At 44.8% G+C, this 19,075-nt stretch carries 19 protein-coding genes and 1 tRNA gene; 11 read left to right on the top strand and 9 right to left on the bottom strand.

Translation table 11 applies throughout. The features are described 5' to 3' along the window. Positions 1-9: 9 nt before the first annotated feature. Positions 10-1,119: a DUF1573 domain-containing protein gene (locus tag DWX33_RS15685; RefSeq protein ID WP_008772628.1), complete on the top strand. Its 1,110-nt coding sequence runs from the start codon at positions 10-12 to the stop codon at positions 1,117-1,119. Positions 1,120-1,128: 9 nt separating this feature from the next. Then, positions 1,129-2,226 carry a methylmalonyl Co-A mutase-associated GTPase MeaB gene (meaB, locus tag DWX33_RS15680; protein ID WP_122380651.1) on the top strand — a complete coding sequence of 366 codons (1,098 nt, stop codon included), beginning with the start codon at positions 1,129-1,131 and terminating at the stop codon, positions 2,224-2,226. A 49-nt stretch (positions 2,227-2,275) separates the two neighbouring features. Here meaB and DWX33_RS15675 read toward each other — a convergent pair whose 3' ends face one another. The 6 genes from DWX33_RS15675 to porQ all read right to left on the bottom strand — a co-directional run bounded on the left by DWX33_RS15675 (position 2,276) and on the right by porQ (position 9,440). Further along, positions 2,276-3,748 (bottom strand): PD40 domain-containing protein, encoded by a 1,473-nt coding sequence (locus DWX33_RS15675; protein ID WP_122380650.1) that lies wholly within the window; start codon positions 3,746-3,748, stop codon positions 2,276-2,278. A gap of 3 nt (positions 3,749-3,751) precedes the next feature. After that, positions 3,752-5,503 (bottom strand): DUF6057 family protein, encoded by a 1,752-nt coding sequence (locus tag DWX33_RS15670; protein WP_005867939.1) that lies wholly within the window; start codon positions 5,501-5,503, stop codon positions 3,752-3,754. 81 nt (positions 5,504-5,584) lie between these two features. Continuing rightward, positions 5,585-6,565: a 6-phosphofructokinase gene (gene pfkA / locus DWX33_RS15665; protein WP_005858904.1), complete on the bottom strand. Its 981-nt coding sequence runs from the start codon at positions 6,563-6,565 to the stop codon at positions 5,585-5,587. 97 nt (positions 6,566-6,662) lie between these two features. Further along, positions 6,663-7,535, bottom strand: a complete 873-nt coding sequence (locus tag DWX33_RS15660) for a 4-hydroxy-3-methylbut-2-enyl diphosphate reductase (RefSeq protein WP_005867938.1) — start codon at positions 7,533-7,535, stop codon at positions 6,663-6,665. 184 nt (positions 7,536-7,719) lie between these two features. Then, on the bottom strand, positions 7,720-8,409 hold the full coding sequence (cmk, locus tag DWX33_RS15655; RefSeq protein WP_122380649.1) for a (d)CMP kinase: 690 nt from the start codon (positions 8,407-8,409) through the stop codon (positions 7,720-7,722). 20 nt (positions 8,410-8,429) lie between these two features. Beyond that, the gene (gene porQ, locus DWX33_RS15650; RefSeq protein WP_008772632.1) at positions 8,430-9,440 is read right to left on the bottom strand and encodes a type IX secretion system protein PorQ; all 1,011 of its coding nucleotides are present in this window, start codon (positions 9,438-9,440) and stop codon (positions 8,430-8,432) included. A 207-nt stretch (positions 9,441-9,647) separates the two neighbouring features. Here porQ and DWX33_RS15645 point away from each other — a divergent pair, with 207 nt between their 5' ends. The 8 genes from DWX33_RS15645 to DWX33_RS15610 all read left to right on the top strand — a co-directional run bounded on the left by DWX33_RS15645 (position 9,648) and on the right by DWX33_RS15610 (position 14,807). After that, entirely contained in the window at positions 9,648-10,340 is a 693-nt protein-coding gene (locus DWX33_RS15645; RefSeq protein ID WP_122380648.1) for an energy transducer TonB, read from the top strand. An 80-nt stretch (positions 10,341-10,420) separates the two neighbouring features. Beyond that, positions 10,421-11,395 carry a polyprenyl synthetase family protein gene (locus tag DWX33_RS15640; RefSeq protein WP_122380647.1) on the top strand — a complete coding sequence of 325 codons (975 nt, stop codon included), beginning with the start codon at positions 10,421-10,423 and terminating at the stop codon, positions 11,393-11,395. A 3-nt stretch (positions 11,396-11,398) separates the two neighbouring features. Next, a complete protein-coding gene (locus DWX33_RS15635; protein ID WP_048928151.1) occupies positions 11,399-12,184 on the top strand; it encodes a TatD family hydrolase in 786 nt (261 codons plus the stop codon). 147 nt (positions 12,185-12,331) lie between these two features. Next, positions 12,332-12,419, top strand: a tRNA-Ser gene (locus DWX33_RS15630). 80 nt (positions 12,420-12,499) lie between these two features. Continuing rightward, positions 12,500-13,234, top strand: a complete 735-nt coding sequence (locus DWX33_RS15625; RefSeq protein ID WP_005867929.1) for a MotA/TolQ/ExbB proton channel family protein — start codon at positions 12,500-12,502, stop codon at positions 13,232-13,234. Positions 13,235-13,243: 9 nt separating this feature from the next. Further along, positions 13,244-13,717 carry a hypothetical protein gene (locus DWX33_RS15620; protein ID WP_005867928.1) on the top strand — a complete coding sequence of 158 codons (474 nt, stop codon included), beginning with the start codon at positions 13,244-13,246 and terminating at the stop codon, positions 13,715-13,717. 32 nt (positions 13,718-13,749) lie between these two features. After that, positions 13,750-14,340 carry a biopolymer transporter ExbD gene (locus tag DWX33_RS15615; protein WP_005858924.1) on the top strand — a complete coding sequence of 197 codons (591 nt, stop codon included), beginning with the start codon at positions 13,750-13,752 and terminating at the stop codon, positions 14,338-14,340. Continuing rightward, positions 14,340-14,807, top strand: coding sequence for a biopolymer transporter ExbD (locus DWX33_RS15610; RefSeq protein ID WP_005867927.1), 468 nt, complete (start codon positions 14,340-14,342; stop codon positions 14,805-14,807). The genes DWX33_RS15615 and DWX33_RS15610 overlap by 1 nt, the downstream gene beginning before the upstream one ends. 56 nt (positions 14,808-14,863) lie before the next feature. Here the strand turns inward: DWX33_RS15610 and DWX33_RS15605 are convergent, their stop codons facing one another. Then, positions 14,864-15,412, bottom strand: a complete 549-nt coding sequence (locus DWX33_RS15605; protein WP_005867926.1) for a GNAT family N-acetyltransferase — start codon at positions 15,410-15,412, stop codon at positions 14,864-14,866. A gap of 144 nt (positions 15,413-15,556) precedes the next feature. Here DWX33_RS15605 and DWX33_RS15600 point away from each other — a divergent pair, with 144 nt between their 5' ends. Then, positions 15,557-16,027, top strand: a complete 471-nt coding sequence (locus tag DWX33_RS15600; RefSeq protein ID WP_005858930.1) for an Lrp/AsnC family transcriptional regulator — start codon at positions 15,557-15,559, stop codon at positions 16,025-16,027. Positions 16,028-16,110: 83 nt separating this feature from the next. Here the strand turns inward: DWX33_RS15600 and asnS are convergent, their stop codons facing one another. Further along, positions 16,111-17,517 carry an asparagine--tRNA ligase gene (gene asnS, locus DWX33_RS15595; RefSeq protein ID WP_008772638.1) on the bottom strand — a complete coding sequence of 469 codons (1,407 nt, stop codon included), beginning with the start codon at positions 17,515-17,517 and terminating at the stop codon, positions 16,111-16,113. Between the two features lie 14 nt (positions 17,518-17,531). Beyond that, positions 17,532-19,019: a pseudouridine synthase gene (locus tag DWX33_RS15590; RefSeq protein WP_122380646.1), complete on the bottom strand. Its 1,488-nt coding sequence runs from the start codon at positions 19,017-19,019 to the stop codon at positions 17,532-17,534. Between the last annotated feature and the right edge of the window lie 56 nt (positions 19,020-19,075).

The raw sequence follows: 19,075 nt of genomic DNA, 5'->3' as shown, positions 1-19,075 counted from the left end.
CCAATTGAAATGCTGAATATAAAAAGGTTGATCCTTGCTCTTACAGCAATTATATCTATAACGACAGCTTGGGCACAACAAGGCGCCCAAATCTTGTCGGACGAGTTGACTTATAATTTCGGGACAATAGCCGAGGCCGATGGATTCGCCAGTCATACTTTCACGATAAAGAATACGGGAGATGCCCCTTTGGTCATCACCCGTGTTACCGCGTCATGCGGTTGTACACGGCCTGAATGGACCAAGTCGCCGATCGCTCCCGGTAAGACCGGTGAAGTTAAGATAACGTATAATCCGAAAGGACGCCCCGGCCCGTTTTATAAAACCGTATCGATATTCAGCAATGGAAAGAAAGGGAGTTACAGTCTAGCCATTAAGGGAAATGTCACCCCGAAACCTTCGCAGCCGGTCTTTACGTATCCTTATTCTATCGGTGATCTGAAGCTGCATACGAAGACTGTTCTATTCAGCAGTATCCGTCCGGAGGAAACGTTGGGCGAGAAGATCAACATTAAGAACGAGGGAAAGACCTCGGCTACGATTCATCTGGGTAAAGTACCTCACTATCTCAACGTACAGGTGAACCCGGCTACCCTTCAACCGGACGAGGTCGGTGCCATTACGATCCTTATGGACGCCAAGGTCCTGAAGCGGAAAGGACGAGTCTCTACGCTTTTGCCGATCATGGTACAGAGCGCCGGAAAGAAGGAAGTATCCGGAGAGATCCAGATCTCCGCCAACGTGATCGATAATTTCAGCAAACTATCCGCTGCGGATAAAGCCCAAGCCCCAATAGCGGAATTATCCGGCACTTTACTGGAATTCGGCAAGCTACCGAACAAGAAAAACATCGTTCCGTTGATCGGTGGTAAGGTATCGGGTACATTTGAGATTACGAATGCCGGAAAGACTCCGCTCACGATCTACAGCGTCACTTGTGATGATGAGCGTGTCGATTTGTCCGGCGGCAAGAAAGAACTTAAACCGGGAGCGACCGCTACTTTCAAAGTAACCTTGCGACCGAAAGAGATAAAGACAAAACTTGAAGCACTTATTAATGTCGTATGCAACGACCCGAACGGGCCTATTCGCTTGATCAAGGTGACGGCATACAAATAATAGATTGATATGGAACATCCAGAAAACGATGATCAGTACAAGGGATTGAAAGTGAATAAGGGCATTGCGGATGTCCCTACCGTAAATCCTTATATAAAAAAGCGTGTCCAACGCAAGGTATATACGCCTTCCGAATTCGTGGAAGGTATCTTAAAAGGGAATATCACGATACTCAGTCAAGCGGTTACCTTGGTGGAAAGCTCTAAGCATGAGCACCAACAGGTGGCGCAGGAGATTATCGAGAAATGTTTGCCTTTCGCCGGAAAATCGGTCCGTATCGGTATTACGGGTGTTCCCGGAGCGGGAAAGAGTACCTCTATCGACTCTTTCGGCATGCACTTGATCAACCAAGGGCGTAAGCTTGCCGTACTAGCGATCGACCCGAGTAGCGAACGCTCGAAAGGTAGTATCCTAGGAGATAAGACTCGTATGGAGGCCTTGTCGAGAGAGAAAAACGCCTTTATCCGTCCTTCACCATCCGCAGGCTCCTTAGGGGGGGTCGCCCGTAAGACCCGTGAGACGATCGTATTATGCGAGGCCGCCGGTTTCGACACCGTATTCGTAGAGACCGTGGGTGTCGGACAAAGCGAGACGGCCGTACATTCTATGGTGGACTTCTTCCTGTTGATTCAATTGGCCGGTACCGGAGATGAGTTGCAGGGTATCAAGCGAGGTATCATGGAAATGGCGGACGGTATTATTATCAATAAAGCGGATGGAGACAATATCGATAAGGCGAATCTCGCCGCCGCTCAGTTCCGGAACGCCTTGCATCTTTTCCCACCTTCGGAATCAGGTTGGTTCCCGAAAGTATTGACTTATTCCGGTTATTACAACATAGGTATCAAGGAAATATGGGATATGGTCGGAGAGTATATGGAGTTCACCAAAAAGAATGGCTACTTCAACTATAAACGTAACGAGCAAGCTAAATACTGGATGTACGAAAGCATCAACGACACGCTGCGGGATAAGTTCTACCATAACCCGGCGGTAGAAGGCATGCTGGAACAGACGGAGAAACAAGTCTTGAACAACGAGATCAGCTCTTTCGTGGCAGCCAAACGGATGATCGATCTGTTCTTGGATAATATCGCTACGAAATAGGTATAAAAGCACAAGAGTGTCGCACGATCTGATCATGCGACACTCTTTTTTACTTGAACCTTACATCGACTCCTTTGTCTTCTTTCGCTTTCACGGCCAACGCACGCCCTTGTCTCTTTACCTCTCCTGTGATGAATTCAGGTATATTGTAGGATTTCATAAAACGAAAATAAAAATCCGTATCCTTCTGAGGTAACAGGAAAGGTTTGCAAGCCTGTCCTTTCTCATCGATATAAGCGATAAACGGTCTTGTATACAAACCATCCATCCGCCGGCTGCTAAACACGATCCAACGGCTATCGCTACTCCATGAATGATAGCTTTCCACATCGTCGCTATTCGCCGCCTCCAATGGATAACTTCGCAGAGTCGATAAATCAATCATGTACAAATCGGCATCCTTATGCCAAATAGAGAAATTCCCATAACCGGACAAGGTATAGAGCAAATACTTTCCATCCGGGGAAACCCGGGGAAAAGAAACGCTTTTATCGATCTCCGATGCCTTATATAAAGTATCGACTACCGTCCCGAAACGGCGTGTAGCGGGATCGAACGAGACTGAGCATAGATCGTATCTCACTTGATCGTATTCCTTGGGCATCGTACGGGCTTTAGCCGAACAGAAATAGAGCGTATTTCCATCCGGGGAAAATGTAGGGAAAGTCTCGAACGCTCCCTCTGAAGACAACAGCGGAGAAGTCACGATCTCATGCTTTTGCGTATCATAGACGACCACATCCGAAGCCGAGTCGAATACCTCCACCCGATTCCTATCGTTCATATGAAACGCTTGCTTGGTTTTATTCACAGAGAAAGCGACATATTTTCCGGAAGGATGCCAAGAAGGATAGACCAGTGGAGAAAGGGTCTGATCGGTCTTCGTATTCAGCTTCTCCACCCTATCTCCATCGATCAATAAGGTACAAGAATAGGTCTCACGCATATGGAAAAGCATTTTCTCCGGATTCTGCATACAGAAAGAATGGCAGTTCATACAGTTATTGCCGCTCATCTTATTTTCGATGATCGCGTTCTCCGTATAATTTTCCAAGTTACGTTGATAGATACCCATACGGTTCCACAACTCATAGCCCGGTTCGATTAAACGATAAGCCAACCAACCATCGACCGGCTCCTTCGCCACCTTGATGATGAAGGGGGCATACGCGATCCATTCATCATTCACGAAGGCTTGTACGGTTACATTCAGATGATTCCCGGAAGCGATACGCAACAGCCTTTTCCAACCGGAGGCCGGGATCACGAAACAAGCGTCTTTCCCGGTCTTGATCTCTAATTTCTCCGGGCCACATTCGAGAATGGCACGGGCCTCAGCGCAAGCGTCTTTCAGCTTAAAATTCAAGGGAGCTATATTCGGCGGGATTGTCACATCCGCATAATCCGGAAAGATCTCCGGCTTGACTTCCAGATTCTTCTGTATACGTACCGGACCGGAACAAGCCATCAAGCCCAGAATCATCCACAGACATATACATCTTATTATATACATTTTTCTCATCTCCTATTTAAACATATAATAATACCAATACGTATCGCCATAAGAGCGATACATCAAACCGGGCAGCGCATTACTATTATTCCGCCCAGCGAGCACTTGCCTCTTATAATCGGTGAATCGCCCTACGATAGATTCCGAAACACCGAAACGTTTCCAGTAATCCGGATCTTTCTCCGATAGGATGATGACCGCCTCTTGAAAAGAGACCGGTAAAGAAGGGAGTAAATCCGTTCCGTAATAGGTTTCCACCAACGTCTTAAAGCGCGTCACATCTTTTGCTAAAAGATAGAATACGCCGGCATAGTGGAAAGCGGCTTTATTGGAAGGATTCTGCTCCGCCAAGCGAATCAAGTCCGTGTCGAATCCATCCATCTGGATCAGATGATTCTCAGCTAGCAGGTTCCTGCGCATATTCCCCAATAGAGGATCTGTCTCGACCGCCTCATCATTATACAGGAATTTCCGCTGCGCTTTGGCCCAATCCTTATAATAGAAAGTATTCTCTAAGACAGCGATATATTTCTCCGCGACCGGATAGGCTCCATAAATCAAGTTCGTTTGTACCAAACGTTGCGTCATGCGGGGATTTCCATCACATAAGGCACCAATATTACTTTCGAAAGCCATCTCTTGAGCCGCAGCGACATTTCCCATCGTAAAATAAACATCACTCAGCAAGGCGGATATGGTAGTCGATTTATTCCATGCCACCATTAATCCACGAGGCCCGTGCTGCGTGTACTTAAACGCCTCATCCGCCAGAATACCTTTCCGAGCCAAAGCCATATTTTGGTAACATAAATAGAGTTGATTAGTGGTCGGCTCCTTGCATGATACCAAGATCCGGTCCCATTGCTCTGTCCGGGTAAAATAGTCCATCATCTTCAAGCGGTATGATTTCTGTTCGCCATATAGATCGAAGCCTTTCCAGAAGATAAGCCCTAAGATAATGAATTGGGAGATTCCCAGCGCTAGACGCTTTTTACCAGCCCATGATTCCTTGTTTTTACAGAGGCAGGTTACAACCAGCGCCGCATAGAAAGCGATCCATGAGAAATAAATTACCTTATCCGGCACCAAACGGAAATAATAATAACTATCCGGTAAAAAGACAAAGCGGTATTCTCCGATCACCGAGTAACGCACACATAATCCACCCAAGATCAACACGATCATCGGTAAAATCGCGGAATAATACCAACGGGGCGTCCGGCTCATGGCCTCGTATCCCATCATGGACAAGGCAAACAACAAAGAGACCGGCCCGGCCAACCCAAAGAGTAACAGGGAGGCAAACAGACTTGCTATCAAACGAGGTATGAAATTCCTTATCCCTAAAACGAGATATAAAGCAAGCAGCATCATACCGAAGGCTACCGTTCCTTGAAACCTGTAATTAAAATCCCATTGCACAAACAACAAGGATAGGACGGGAAGCCAAGCCCATAAAATACCATGGCTTCGCGGATCGATCCGCCTCAAGATCGCCCAGAACAAGGCCCCTAGGCTTGTCAGCAGGGCCGCCGTTATCATAGCTCCCACATTCGGGAGAATGAAGAACTGCACCAAACAACCGGAAAGAACCATCGCTAAACCTCCCGGTTGCATTAACTTATCGATAATAAAAATGGGAGTCAACTGGAATAACTGGTTCTGCTCGACACAGTAAAAGTGGTACTCACTGAATATCCTCAAGAAGATAAACAGAAAGACAAATACGATTACATTCAAGGCCACGCCGCTATACTTCTTCATGATATCAGGTTCTTCAAATAAAAACCCGGATGTACGCAATCGCTACATCCGGGTTCCTATTCGTATAAATATATGCCTTATTTAGATTGAAGAAACACGGAGCGTGTTCAACAAATCCCGGTTAATAGGCTTATCATTCTTGATCGCTTTAGAGAACGGTACATAAACGATCTGGTCGTTCTGGATACCCATCATCACGTTACGTTGATCATCCAACAAGGCATCGATCGCGGCCACACCCATACGAGTCGCCAAGATCCGGTCTTGTGCCGTAGGAGAACCACCACGCTGCAAGTGACCTAAAATAGAGACACGCACATCGAACTGCGGATATTCCTTCTTCACACGCTCAGCGACACCCATAGCGCCACCGGTTACCTCACTTTCGGCAACCAATACGATACTACTGTTCTTGGACTTACGGAATCCATTCTCGATCATCTCGGCCAATTGGTCTTTCTCCAAGGAGATTTCCGGGATAATAGCGGCTTCGGCGCCAGAAGCGATCGCTCCGTTCAACGCCAAGAAACCCGCATCGCGCCCCATAACCTCCACAAAGAACAGACGATCATGCGAGGTAGCGGTATCACGGATCTTATCCACGCATTCCATGATCGTGTTCAAGGCCGTATCATAACCGATCGTCGTATCCGTGCCATACAAGTCATTATCAATCGTACCCGGCAATCCTACGATCGGGAAATTAAACTCCTGAGCGAAAATACGCGCTCCCGTCAACGTTCCGTCACCACCGATAGCGATCAAGGCATCGATCCCATGCTCTTGCAACTTATCATAGGCCTGTTTTCGTCCCTCGGGAGTCTTGAACTCCACGCAACGGGCGGTCTTAAGAATTGTTCCACCGCGCTGAATTATATTACTGACATTTTGTGTCTTAAACTCTTCAATCTCATCTAGGATCAACCCTTTGTAACCACGGTAAATACCTTTCACTCTCATTCCGTTATAAATAGCGGAACGTGTTACCGCACGAATAGCGGCATTCATTCCCGGGGCATCACCTCCGGACGTTAAAATACCAACACACTTTACTGTAGACATAGCGTCATTGATTTTAATGTTCTCCGGCAAAAGTAGTAAATATTTAGTTATCCTTCTGTCTTTCTCCCGGAAAGTTCACGTAATTTTAATCAAAATATCATTCCGAAGCATTCAGTTCCTTGATCCGGACCGCCACTTCCTCCATCAACCACTTGGGAGTGGATGTAGCGCCGCAAACCCCGACCCGGCGCACGCCCTCGGGCAAAGGCTCGGTAATCTCTGATACCTCGGAAATAAAAAGCGTATTCGGGTTCGCTTTCCGGCACTCCTCGAACAGCATCTTTCCGTTGGAACTTTTACGACCGGCCACAAAATAGACCCAATCGTGGCTGGAGGCGAACGCTTTTATATTCGGAAGACGATTCGCCACCTGACGGCAAATCGTATCGTAATAATTAAACTCCACCCCTTCCGCCATCCGCTGCTTGATCTCAGCCACTACCGCCTTGAATCCATCCAAGGACTTCGTGGTTTGGGAAAACAGACTGATCGCACGGGTAAAGTCCAGACGATCGAGGTCTTCTATTTTCTCGATAACAATCGCCGTACCTTCCGTCTGCCCCACCAAGCCATTCACCTCCGCATGGCCTTTCTTTCCATAGATAACCAACTGGGTGTTATTCGCCCGGGTCTCTTGATAACATTTATGGATCTTGCGCTGCAAACGCAAGACAACCGGGCAAGTAGCGTCTATAATCGTGATATTGTTTCGCTTCGCTAAAGAATAGGTAGAAGGTGGCTCGCCATGCGCCCGGAGCAACACCTTCCGGTCTCTCAACTTTGAAAGGCCATCATGATCGATCGTATGCAGCCCCATATGCTCCAACCGCTCCACCTCCAAACTGTTATGAACGATATCGCCTAGGCAATACAGCGTATCCGTATTACCCAGCTCCCGCTCCGCGCTTTCTATGGCGGTAACAACCCCAAAGCAGAATCCGGAATCTTTATCTATCTCGACTTCTATCATATCTATAATATCATTAACAAACAAGCACTTACAGTTTTCTTAATTTTCAATCACAAGAAACTAAAGTTTCTTCATAACAAAACTAGAGTTTTCCCTAAGAGAAACTTTTGTTTCCTAGTAACGAAACTATAGTTTTCATTCGAAGAGACAAAAGTTTTCTTTACAGGAAACTCCAAGCACTCGTTTATGAACCGATCGCTTTATGATATTGTTCTAGCAACCAAGCCTTTTGCTCGTCCAAGGTCATATGGGAATTATCCAGCACCAAGGCATCATCCGCCTGTCTCAAAGGACTTTCTTCCCGGTTTGAATCTATATAATCCCGCTTCTTCACATTCTCCAGCACTTCCTCGTAAGAAGCGGGGATCCCCTTCGCCTCCAGCTCATCGACCCGGCGCTTGGCACGTACCTCCGGCGAGGCCGTCACGAAAAGCTTCAACTCCGCATCCGGGAATACGACCGTACCGATATCACGGCCATCCATCACGATGCCTTTCGCCTTCCCCATCTCTTGTTGCTTAGCGACCAACGCACGGCGCACAAAGCCTAGAGTGGCTACCGGACTCACTTTATCCGCCACTTCCATGCCACGAATCTCTTTCTCTACATTCACACCGTTCAAATAGGTATCTGGCCGGCCGGTCTCCGCATTCAAACGAAATGAAATATCGATATCATGGATAGAAGCCTTCAGCTCTTCCTCCTTAATCTTCTCTCCCTCAAAAAATCCATGCTGGATGCAATACAAAGTCACGGCCCGATACATGGCACCCGTATCGATATACGTATATCCGATCTCCTTGGCAAGATCTTTTGCCATGGTACTTTTGCCACTGGAAGAGTGCCCGTCTATAGCGATAACTATTTTCTTCATATATATATTAATGTATAGGTTTATTCTGTCACCTTCTTAAAATCGGCCAAGGTCGTAGATACGCTAATCATCATCGACATGGCGGACGGATGATATTTCGCCAGCGAGAAGCCCACATCAAACATCTTGATCCTTACGCCTGCGCCAGCCGAGAAGCCGGAGAAACTTCCCCCGCCTTTCAACTTCATATCCATATTGACCTTCGGATTGAATCCTACACCCACCCAAAAGTTCTCGGACGGGATAAAATCCACGCCGATGATAAAATGCTTCGCCAACGTCTTAACGAAAGAATCCCCGTCATACTCTTTATCCGTATTATCGATATAATCGAACTTCCAACGGTTCAAGTATTGGGCCGTCAAAGAAAAACGAATCGGGGCATGCGCCATTTTCTGCGTGATACCCATCTGGATATCCCAAGGCATCTTTTGTCGCTCATCCTCGTAAGCTTTCAGTTGCGCGCCGATATTCTTCAAGGCGAAACCAAAAGAAAAACCCTTATCCGAATTATAATAACTCAATCCCGCATCCACGCATAAACCGATAGAGGTATAATCAGCCAAGCCCGAATACAAGAACTTCAACGACAATCCACCCCGCCAACGCTCGCTCAAGTCGCGGGAGTAGAAACCATTTACGCTGATATCTTTCGCCGAAAGACTCGCTCCGGTCACGACATTATCCGGCAACACCTCCTGGATATCGCCATAGCTTATAAACGTAGCGCCTACGCCCCAAGCCCCTTTCTCGCCATGCGCTTTCGTGAACAAGGCACTCCCTACGTTGATATCCGAGATGTAATTCATATAATTCAAGTTGATCATCCCATCCATCTCCGCGCCTAGCAACGCCGGATTATGGAAAATAAGTGAAGGATCTCTTTCTACCAACGCCACGGTATGCCCACCCAAGGCGTTAGCCCGGGTCGAGGTCGGAAAACGTAAGAAAGTATACGCCTCGCTCCCGTTTTGCGCTGAGACAGACAGTGTAACAACGAATAAAATCAGTATAAATAGTTTATTTCTCATATTTTCATGCAAAAAATCGTTCAAAGATACATTAATTCGGAAAAATGTTTTTACTTTACACCCGCAAATCTCAGAAATACGGATTTCACATTAACAGAAACGGGAAAAATGCCAAAAAGGTATATAATCGCTCTCATTTTTGTTTGATATATGAAATAATTTGTATTTTTGCAGAAGTGAAAAACACTTATAAATTATTATAAACGTATGGAAATTAAAAAATCACCGAAAGCGGACCTTGAGAAAGGTAAGACCCTAAGCATCCTTATGGGATTTATAGTGGGCTTAGCTGTCTTGTTCGTGGGCTTCGAATGGAGTACCCGCGATGTAATGGTCGTTCAGGCTAGCGAGGGTGTAGCAGACATCATCGCTGAGGAAGAAGTGGAAATCACGAGACCGGAGAATACGCCTCCTCCACCTCCACCACCTCCAGCACCAGTTGTAACCGAGGTTTTGAACGTTGTTGAAGACGACGTTGAATTGGAACAGCAAGATATCTTATCATCAGAGGATGACCAAACCTCAGCGCAGGAGGCTGTTTATACTCCCCCCGCAGTTGTAGAAGAGGAAGAAGAGTCCGCACAACAGATCTTTACAGTTGTAGAAGAAATGCCGAAGTTCCCCGGTGGAGACGCAGAATTGCTGAAGTTTATCGCTAAATCAATCAAGTATCCGGTAATCGCACAGGAAAACGGTATCCAAGGTCGTGTAATCTGCGCATTCGTGGTTAACCGAGACGGATCAGTAGTAGACGCTGAGGTATTACGTGGTGTAGACCCATCATTGGACAAAGAGGCTCTTCGTGTGATCGGTACCATGCCTAAATGGACTCCGGGTAAGCAGAGAGGTAAACCAGTACGTGTTAAGTATACTGTGCCTATCACGTTCAGATTGCAATAGTATAACATTAAACATATCAAAAAGGCTGCTTCATTTTCGCAGCCTTTTTTTATTTCATAACTCCATTAATTGATACAGCTATGTTAGCATTCGAGAATATACTTCAAAGAATAGAAAGCGAGATCTCTCAACTACAATTCACCAATCCTCCCAAGAGCTTATACGAGCCGATAGAGTACATCTTGTCCCTCGGAGGAAAAAGAATACGTCCGGCGTTAACGTTGATGGCATGTAATATATATAATAATAGTATAGAGAATGCGATCAAGCCCGCTTTAGGTCTGGAAGTTTTCCATAACTTCACCTTGCTGCACGACGACCTGATGGATGAAGCTGATAAAAGAAGGAACAAACCTACCGTACACAAGGTATGGAATGCCAATACGGCGATTCTTTCTGGAGACGCGATGCTAATAGCGGCTTATCAATTAATCGGATCAACGGAACACGGCCACCTCAAACAAGTGTTGGATTTATTTACGCAAACCGCGGCGGAAATATGTGGCGGCCAACAATTCGACATGGAATTCGAGTCTCGCATGGATGTGAGCGAGGAAGAATACATCGAGATGATCCGGCTAAAGACAGCCGTACTACTGGCCTGCTCCCTTAAGACGGGTGCCCTACTCGGAGGTGCCTCACAGGAAGACGCAGGCAACTTATATGCGTTTGGTATCAATATAGGTCTAGCGTTTCAACTGCAAGATGATTTACTAGATGTATATGGTGACACCGCCACTTTCGGGAAAAACATTGGCGGCGATATCCTTTGCAACAAGAAAACATTCTTATTGATCAACGCTCTCAGACTGGCCAATAAAGAACAAGCGGAAGCTCTCCGTAGCTGGATGGATAAAAAAGAATTCGACCCGGCTCAAAAGATACAGGCATTCACCTCTATCTACAACGAATTGCAGCTAAAACAATTAACAGAAAATAAAATCCAAGCCTATTACGACGCATCCGTAGAGAACTTAAACGCTTTACAAGTCGCCCCCGAAAAATTAACGATCCTAAAAGAGGTTTGTGATCATTTAATGCATAGACAATCCTAATCCATGAGCTTAATAGACACACATTGCCATTTATATCTGGAGGATTTCGATCCGGAGCAAGACGAACTGGCTCAAAAAGCAAAAGACTCAGGTATCGACACCCTGCTTCTGCCAAACGTAGACCTGACGACGATTGACAGAATGCACGATTTATGCGATCGATACCCAGAGTTCGCTTTCCCCATGATGGGATTGCATCCGACCAGTGTGGATAGCAATTATATCGATATCCTAAAACAAACGGAATCCTATCTATCTAAACGTACTTATTGCGGTATCGGTGAAATCGGGATCGATCTATATTGGGATAAGACTTATTTGAAGGAGCAACAAATCGTTTTCGAGGAACAACTGCGTTGGAGCATCGATCTAAACCTGCCCGTAGCCATCCATACCCGTGACGCATATCCGGAAGTTCTGGAATGCATACATAAAGTCGGAGCGGAAAGACTTAAGGGCGTATTTCATAGTTTTACCGGCACAACGGAAGAGCTGGAAGAAATAAAGAAACTGCCCACCTTCAAGATCGGGATAAACGGGGTTGTCACCTTTAAAAATTCAAAACTGTCCGAAGTCATCCGGCAAACAGATCTTGAAAAGATACTCTTGGAAACAGATGCCCCCTATCTTTCACCAGTCCCCTACAGAGGTAGACGGAATGAGCCTACTTACATATGGAAGACGGCCGAGAAAGTGGCGGAAACATTCGGCCTCACGCTAGAGGAAACCGTAAACGCTACTCGAAAAAACACATTAGAATTGTTTAAAAGCCTAAATAAACCCATATAGACACTTTTTTTCGAATGAAGTCAAAATTTATTTCGCGGATATTGTGTATATGTCAAGCAAAAACTATAGATTTGTGCACTGAAAAGATTGCATATGGGAATTTTTTCGTATTTTGCGGTCGTTTTAGAAGAAGCTAGGCGAATAATTGGAGAGATGCTCGAGTGGTTGAAGAGGCACGCCTGGAAAGCGTGTAAACCCCTAAAGGGTTTCGCGGGTTCGAATCCCGCTCTCTCCGCAGTGGAGAATACCATGAATTAATTAACAATAAAATAAAAACAAATAAGAGAATTATTAATCTTAAAAATTAAACACACAATGAAAAAGTTATTTGCAAAAGCATTCTTGGGTTTATGTGCCCTTGGAACTTCTACCGTAGCATTCGCGCAGGATGCGGCTCCAGCAATTGAAGGAGGTATGTATCAAGCATTAAAGACAAAGTTTATCGAAGGTGGTGCCGACTTCATGAGTTTGGTCGCTATCGCTTTGATTTTCGGTTTGGCATTCTGCTTAGAGAGAATTATCTACTTAAACTTGGCTGAGACAAACTCCAGCAAACTGTTGAAAGGTATTGAGGATGCTTTAGACAAAGGTGATGTTGAAGGCGCTAAAGCTATCGCTCGCGACACAAGAGGCCCTATCGCTTCTATCGCTTACCAAGGATTGATGAGAATTGACCAAGGTATTGACGTTGTAGAGAAATCTATCGTTTCTTACGGTGGTGTTCAAGGCGGTCTTTTGGAAAAGAATATGTCTTGGATCACATTGTTTATCGCAATGGCTCCGTCTTTGGGATTCTTGGGTACTGTAGTAGGTATGATCATGGCGTTCGATAAAATCGAGCAAGTTGGTGATATCAGCCCGACGGTTGTAGCAGGTGGTATGAAAGTGGCCTTGATTACTACTGTAGGTGGTTTGATCGTAGCCTTGATTCTTCAGGTATTCTATAACTATTTGTTAAGCAAATTGGAGGCTATTTTGAACCAGATGGAAGATGCTTCTATCTCTTTGCTTGACTTGGTTATCAAATACAACGTCAAATTCAAAAAATAATAACGAATTATGGCAGTTACTAAAATAAGAAAAATATCCAGTTGGACTTTACTGATAAGTTCTATTATCAGTATCATTGTGCTGGGTATGTTTTATGCGGGTGGAGTCGTTGACCCTGCCGCAGAAATGAAAGAACCCATCTATACAGGGTTATTGATTAACTGGACTTCTGTATTGTTCTTCGTGACAATCATCAGTACAGTATTGTTTGCGGTTTGGCAATTCTTGACTTTGCTGAAGACTAACGCTAAATCAGCTATCATGTCTTTGGTAGTATTAGTTTGTTTCGTAGCCGTATTGTTCATCACCTATACAATGGGTGACGCGACTCCTTTAGCAGGCTTGAACGCAGACTCTCAAGTTTACAATACTCCGGGTTGGTTAAAGATCACAGACATGTGGATCATGTCTACAATCGTACTTTTGGTTCTGATCGTAGCATGTGTAGTTTGGGGTTCTGTAAAGAGAATCATGGGTAAATAATAGTAATAACGAACTGATAAAACAAGAAAGAAATGGGTAAGAAAAGAAAGACACCGGGTATCAATGGTTCTTCTTCGGCCGATATCGCTTTCATGTTGCTTATCTTCTTCCTTATTACTACATCAATGGATACAGATAAAGGTTTGGCAAGACGTTTGCCGCCCCCTGTACCTAAAGATCAGAAGAACGATACCGATGTTGACATCAAAAAGAGAAACTTGTTGGTTGTATTGATCAACAGTAATAACCAGATTCTCTGTGGTGATCAATTTGTCGATATCAAGCAATTGAAAGAAAGAATCAAAGAGTTCATTGATAATCCTTACAATGACGAACATAAGCCTGAACGTGTTGAGGCTGATGTTCCATTCTTCGGAAAGATGATGGTAACGAAGAACCACGTAATTTCTTTACAGAATGACCGTGGTACCGAATACCAAGCTTATATCGATGTGCAGAATGAAATCGCGGCTGCTTATAACGAATTGAGAAATAAGGTTTCTAAGGAAAAATTCGGGAAGAATTTCGCTGATTTGGACGAAGAACAACAAAAAGCTGTACAGCAGATTTATCCGCAAAAGATATCAGAAGCTGAACCTAAAAATTATGGAGGTAAAAAGTAATGGGAAAGTTTAGTAAAGCGGGCGGTCGTGAAATGCCCGAATTGAATACATCATCATTACCTGACTTGGTGTTCGCTTTCTTGTTCTTCATCATGATGGTAACATCTATGCGTGAGGTAACATTGAAAGTAGAGTTCCATGCTCCACAAGCTACAGAGCTTCAAAAATTGGAGAAGAAATCTTTGGTTACATTTATCTATGTAGGTAAGCCGACTAGAGATTTGAGAGCGAAGATGGGTTCTGAGACTCGTATCCAGTTGAATGACGCTTTTGCAGAGACTTCGGAAATTCAGGATTATATCGCACAAGAAAAGTCCAGTATGAAAGAAGAGGACCAGCCGTTTATGACAGTTTCTATTAAGGCTGATAAAGAGACCAAGATGGGAACGATCACCGATATCAAGCAGGCTCTTCGTGAGGCATACGCATTGAAGATTAGTTATTCCGCAGCACAACGTGTAGAGTAATAATTATTCAGATATAGCATTATAAAAAGGGGCGGGATTTATTTCCCGCCCCTTTTTTATTCCACTCCATAAACGTTTTGGTGAATAATGGTCTTAACTCGCTCAAAAGATTGCTCAAGATCAAGTTTCCCATGAGTCATCAAACGCATTTCTAAAAATGCCTCTCCCTTACGATAGGGAGGTTGGAAATATACATGGTGATCCAAGACAAACCCCAGACGTTCATAAAAACCGATTCTACGTTTACTCATCTCCTCTGTCGGCATCTCTACCTCTAAGACAACCGGATCTTCGTGGAGAGCTAAAAAACTTGTCATTGCTTTCGCTCCGATTCCTCCGTTACGAGCGGACTCGTCGATTGCGAAATGCTCCGCATAAACAAAGCCCTCAAATTGCCATCCCGTAATGAAACCCACATAAATACCATCCCGTAGCAAGGCATACATCTCGAAACGGCTATCTTCCTCCAAAAGCTTACGTACCAAAGAGAAATCACGACGCTCTTCCTCAGGGAAAGAACTAGTATATGTTTTCTCTACTAGATCCAATAAAGGATCGGCTATCTCCCGGACAGGCTTACTAATTATTACATGATCTTCGCTCATAAAAAAAATACTTAATAATTGAATAAAGAATGCTTACAAAATCAAAATAATCTACCATAATCTTTAGGTGATTATAAGATTATCATTATATTTGTATTAAATATGAAAGATATAATCTAACAGTAATACAAATATACTGAATATATGGCACATCATCAACTAGATGAACTGGACGAGAAGATACTTAAACTAATCATCGGCAATGCGCGTATGCCATTTTTGGAAGTAGCGAGGGAATGTAACGTATCCGGAGCGGCTATTCATCAACGCATACAAAAGCTGACTAATTTAGGGGTTATCAAAGGTTCAGAATTCATCGTGGATAACACAAAAGTTGGGTATGAAACTTGCGCATATATGGGGTTATTCCTAAAGTCTCCCGGACAATTTCCAAGCGTTACCGAAGCGCTGTTGCAGATACCGGAAGTCGTGGAATGCCATTATACAACGGGGCAATACGACCTGTTTATAAAAATATACGCAAAGAACAACCAGCATTTGCTAAGCATCATCCACAACAAGCTTCAACCATTGGGCTTGGCTCGCACCGAATCGCTTATATCCTTTAAGGAGGCATTCAAAAGGCAAATTCCTATTGATCTGGACGACGATTAAACAAAGGAAGCTATATAAGAAAAGGGTCCGTAATCCGGTTGAAACCGGTTACGAACCCTTTTTATCATGATCACTAAGCGCTATTAGAACTCAGCGTTATTCGGTGTACGCGGGAAAGGTATCACGTCACGGATATTTCCCATACCCGTAACGAACAACAAAAGACGCTCAAAGCCCAAACCGAAACCAGAGTGAGGCACCGTACCAAAACGGCGAGTATCTAAGTACCACCACATATCCTTCATCGGGATGCCCAATTCGTCAATACGACTCATTAGCTTATCATAGTCAGCCTCACGCTCGGAACCGCCGATGATCTCTCCGATCTTCGGGAATAATACGTCCATCGCACGTACCGTCTTTCCATCCTCGTTTTGCTTCATATAAAAAGCCTTGATCTCTTTCGGGTAATCCGTTAAAATTACAGGACGTTTGAAGTGATCCTCCACTAAGAAACGTTCGTGCTCGGAAGCCAAATCTACACCCCAATAAACAGGGAACTCAAATTTATGTCCTTTAGCGACAGCCTCTTCCAATATCTTGATTCCTTCAGTGTACGGCAAGCGAACGAATGAGTCTTTCAAGACCCCTTCCAGACGAGCGATCAATTCCTTATCGAACATATCGTTCAAGAACTTGATATCCTCCATACAGTTATCCAACGCCCATTGTACGCAATATTTAATGAACTCCTCGGCCAACTCCATATTGTCCGTGATATCATTAAAAGCTACTTCCGGCTCAATCATCCAGAATTCCGCCAAATGACGAGGCGTATTTGAGTTCTCCGCACGGAACGTAGGGCCAAACGTATAAATCTGTCCCAAGGCTGTAGCTGCCAACTCACCCTCCAACTGTCCGGAAACCGTCAAGCTAGCCTGCTTGCCGAAGAAGTCGTCCTCATAAATGATAGAGCCGTTCTCATCCTTTTTCAAGTCGTACAAATTCTTGGTAGTAACTTGGAACATCTGTCCGGCACCCTCACAGTCGGAAGCCGTGATGATCGGCGTATGGAAATAGAAAAAGCCTCTATCATGGAAAAACTTATGGATAGCGTAAGCCATATTATGACGAATACGGAATACCGCTCCAAATGTATTCGTACGAGGACGCAAATGAGCGATCTCACGCAAAAACTCCATGGAGTGTCCTTTTTTCTGCAATGGATAAGTAGCTGGATCAGCCGTACCGAAGATCTCAATCTCGGTAGCCTGTATCTCCACATTTTGCCCCTTACCTTGGGATTGTGTCAAGATACCATTTACGCTGATACTAGCTCCCGTGGTAATCGGTTTCAAGAACTCATCACCCAATTTATCTACATCCACAACGATCTGAACATTATTGATTGTAGAACCGTCATTCAAGGCGATAAAATTCACCTGTTTGCTACCACGGCGGGTGCGAACCCATCCTTTCACGTTCACGGTAGTACCGAAAGCGTCGCTTTTCAGCACGTCTACAATTTTTGTTCGTTTAATTGTTTCCATCTGTATCGTTTTTTTTATTCGAAAGCTCCCATCCTAAGAGCGTTCACTTCCCTTTCATTTAAGTAACGCCATTTACCGCGGCCTAAGTTCTTCTTAGTCAAACCGGCGAAATAAACACGATCCAATTTCGTCACATGATATCCCAACGATTCGAAAATACGGCGCACGATACGGTTACGGCCGGAATGGATCTCGATACCCACTTGGCTCTTATCGTCCTCGCTAGCATAGCTGATAGCGTCCGCATGGATCTCCCCATCCTCAAGCTCAAGGCCGTTAGCGATTTTCTCCATATCCTCGATAGCCACGTTCTTATCCAACCACACATGGTAGATCTTCTTCTTCTTGAAAGATGGGTGAGTCAATTTAGAAGCTAAATCACCATCGTTCGTCAACAACAAGACTCCTGTCGTATTTCGGTCCAAACGGCCTACCGGATAAATACGTTCTTGGCAAGCGTTCTTCACCAAATCCATCACCGTCAGGCGTTCTTGAGGATCATCAGAAGTCGTTACGCAATTCTTCGGCTTGTTCAATACGATATACACCTTGCTCTCGATCTGAACCGGCTTCTCGTTAAATGTAACAACATCTTGACGAGTAATCTTAGTACCCAATTCCGTTACCACGACATCGTTTACCTTAACAGCTCCTTTCTGGATAAACTCATCAGCCTCACGACGAGAACAAACACCAGCGTTAGATAAGAATTTGTTCAAACGAATCGGTTCGTTTGGATCCGCCAAGACTTCCTTATACTTGATCTGTTTCGGACGAACGTTGTATCCCTGCGATCTTTGGAAGCCACCTCCTCCACCGGGACGGCGATTATTATTGTAAGAAGGACGGCGATTATTTCCATATCCACCACCCCCTTGACGATTACCGCCATAAGAGTTATCGTTACCATACGAACGTCTGGGTGCGTAACCGTCCCCGCCGCTTGAACGTGAATCATTGTAATCAACCCGGGTATCACCTACTCTAGGTCTTCTTTTCTTCATACCATCCGCAGACATTCCCTCTCCGGAAGGACTAGCGGAATAAGCCTTTGCCGGTCCATCATAATTAGGACGAGACGGACGATTGTATTGCCCTCCTCCATTCCCATATGACGGGCGGTTATTTCCATAAGACGAGCGGCCGCTGTTGTAGCCACCTTCACGGTTGTTGCCATAAGACGGGCGATTATTTCCATACCCACCTTCGCGATTGTTGCCATAAGATGGACGACTATTACCATAGCCCCCCTCACGGTTGTTGCCATACCCGCCTTCACGGTTATTATCGTAAGAACGCGGACGGCTCGGACGATCCCCGTATGAAGGACGGTTATTTTCTCCATAAGACCGATACGGTCTACGTTCATAGCTACCCTCAGGTCTATTATACCCCTGATTGTAAGGTCTTCTTTCACCTTCTTGGTCTGTGTTTTCCCGTCTGATACTTGGTATCACTTTTTTTGGACGCAGTTGAGATTCATCTCTTTCTTCTGTACTCATTTGTTATAAATTAAACAATGGTTAAAAACTTGGTAGCCTCACGGCTACCTGTATTA

The organism is Parabacteroides sp. AF19-14 (assembly GCF_003635485.1).
In the GTDB taxonomy this organism is placed as follows: domain Bacteria; phylum Bacteroidota; class Bacteroidia; order Bacteroidales; family Tannerellaceae; genus Parabacteroides; species Parabacteroides distasonis.
Note: the sequence above shows the minus strand (reverse complement) of the source record. Positions and strands in the feature narration are given on the sequence as shown.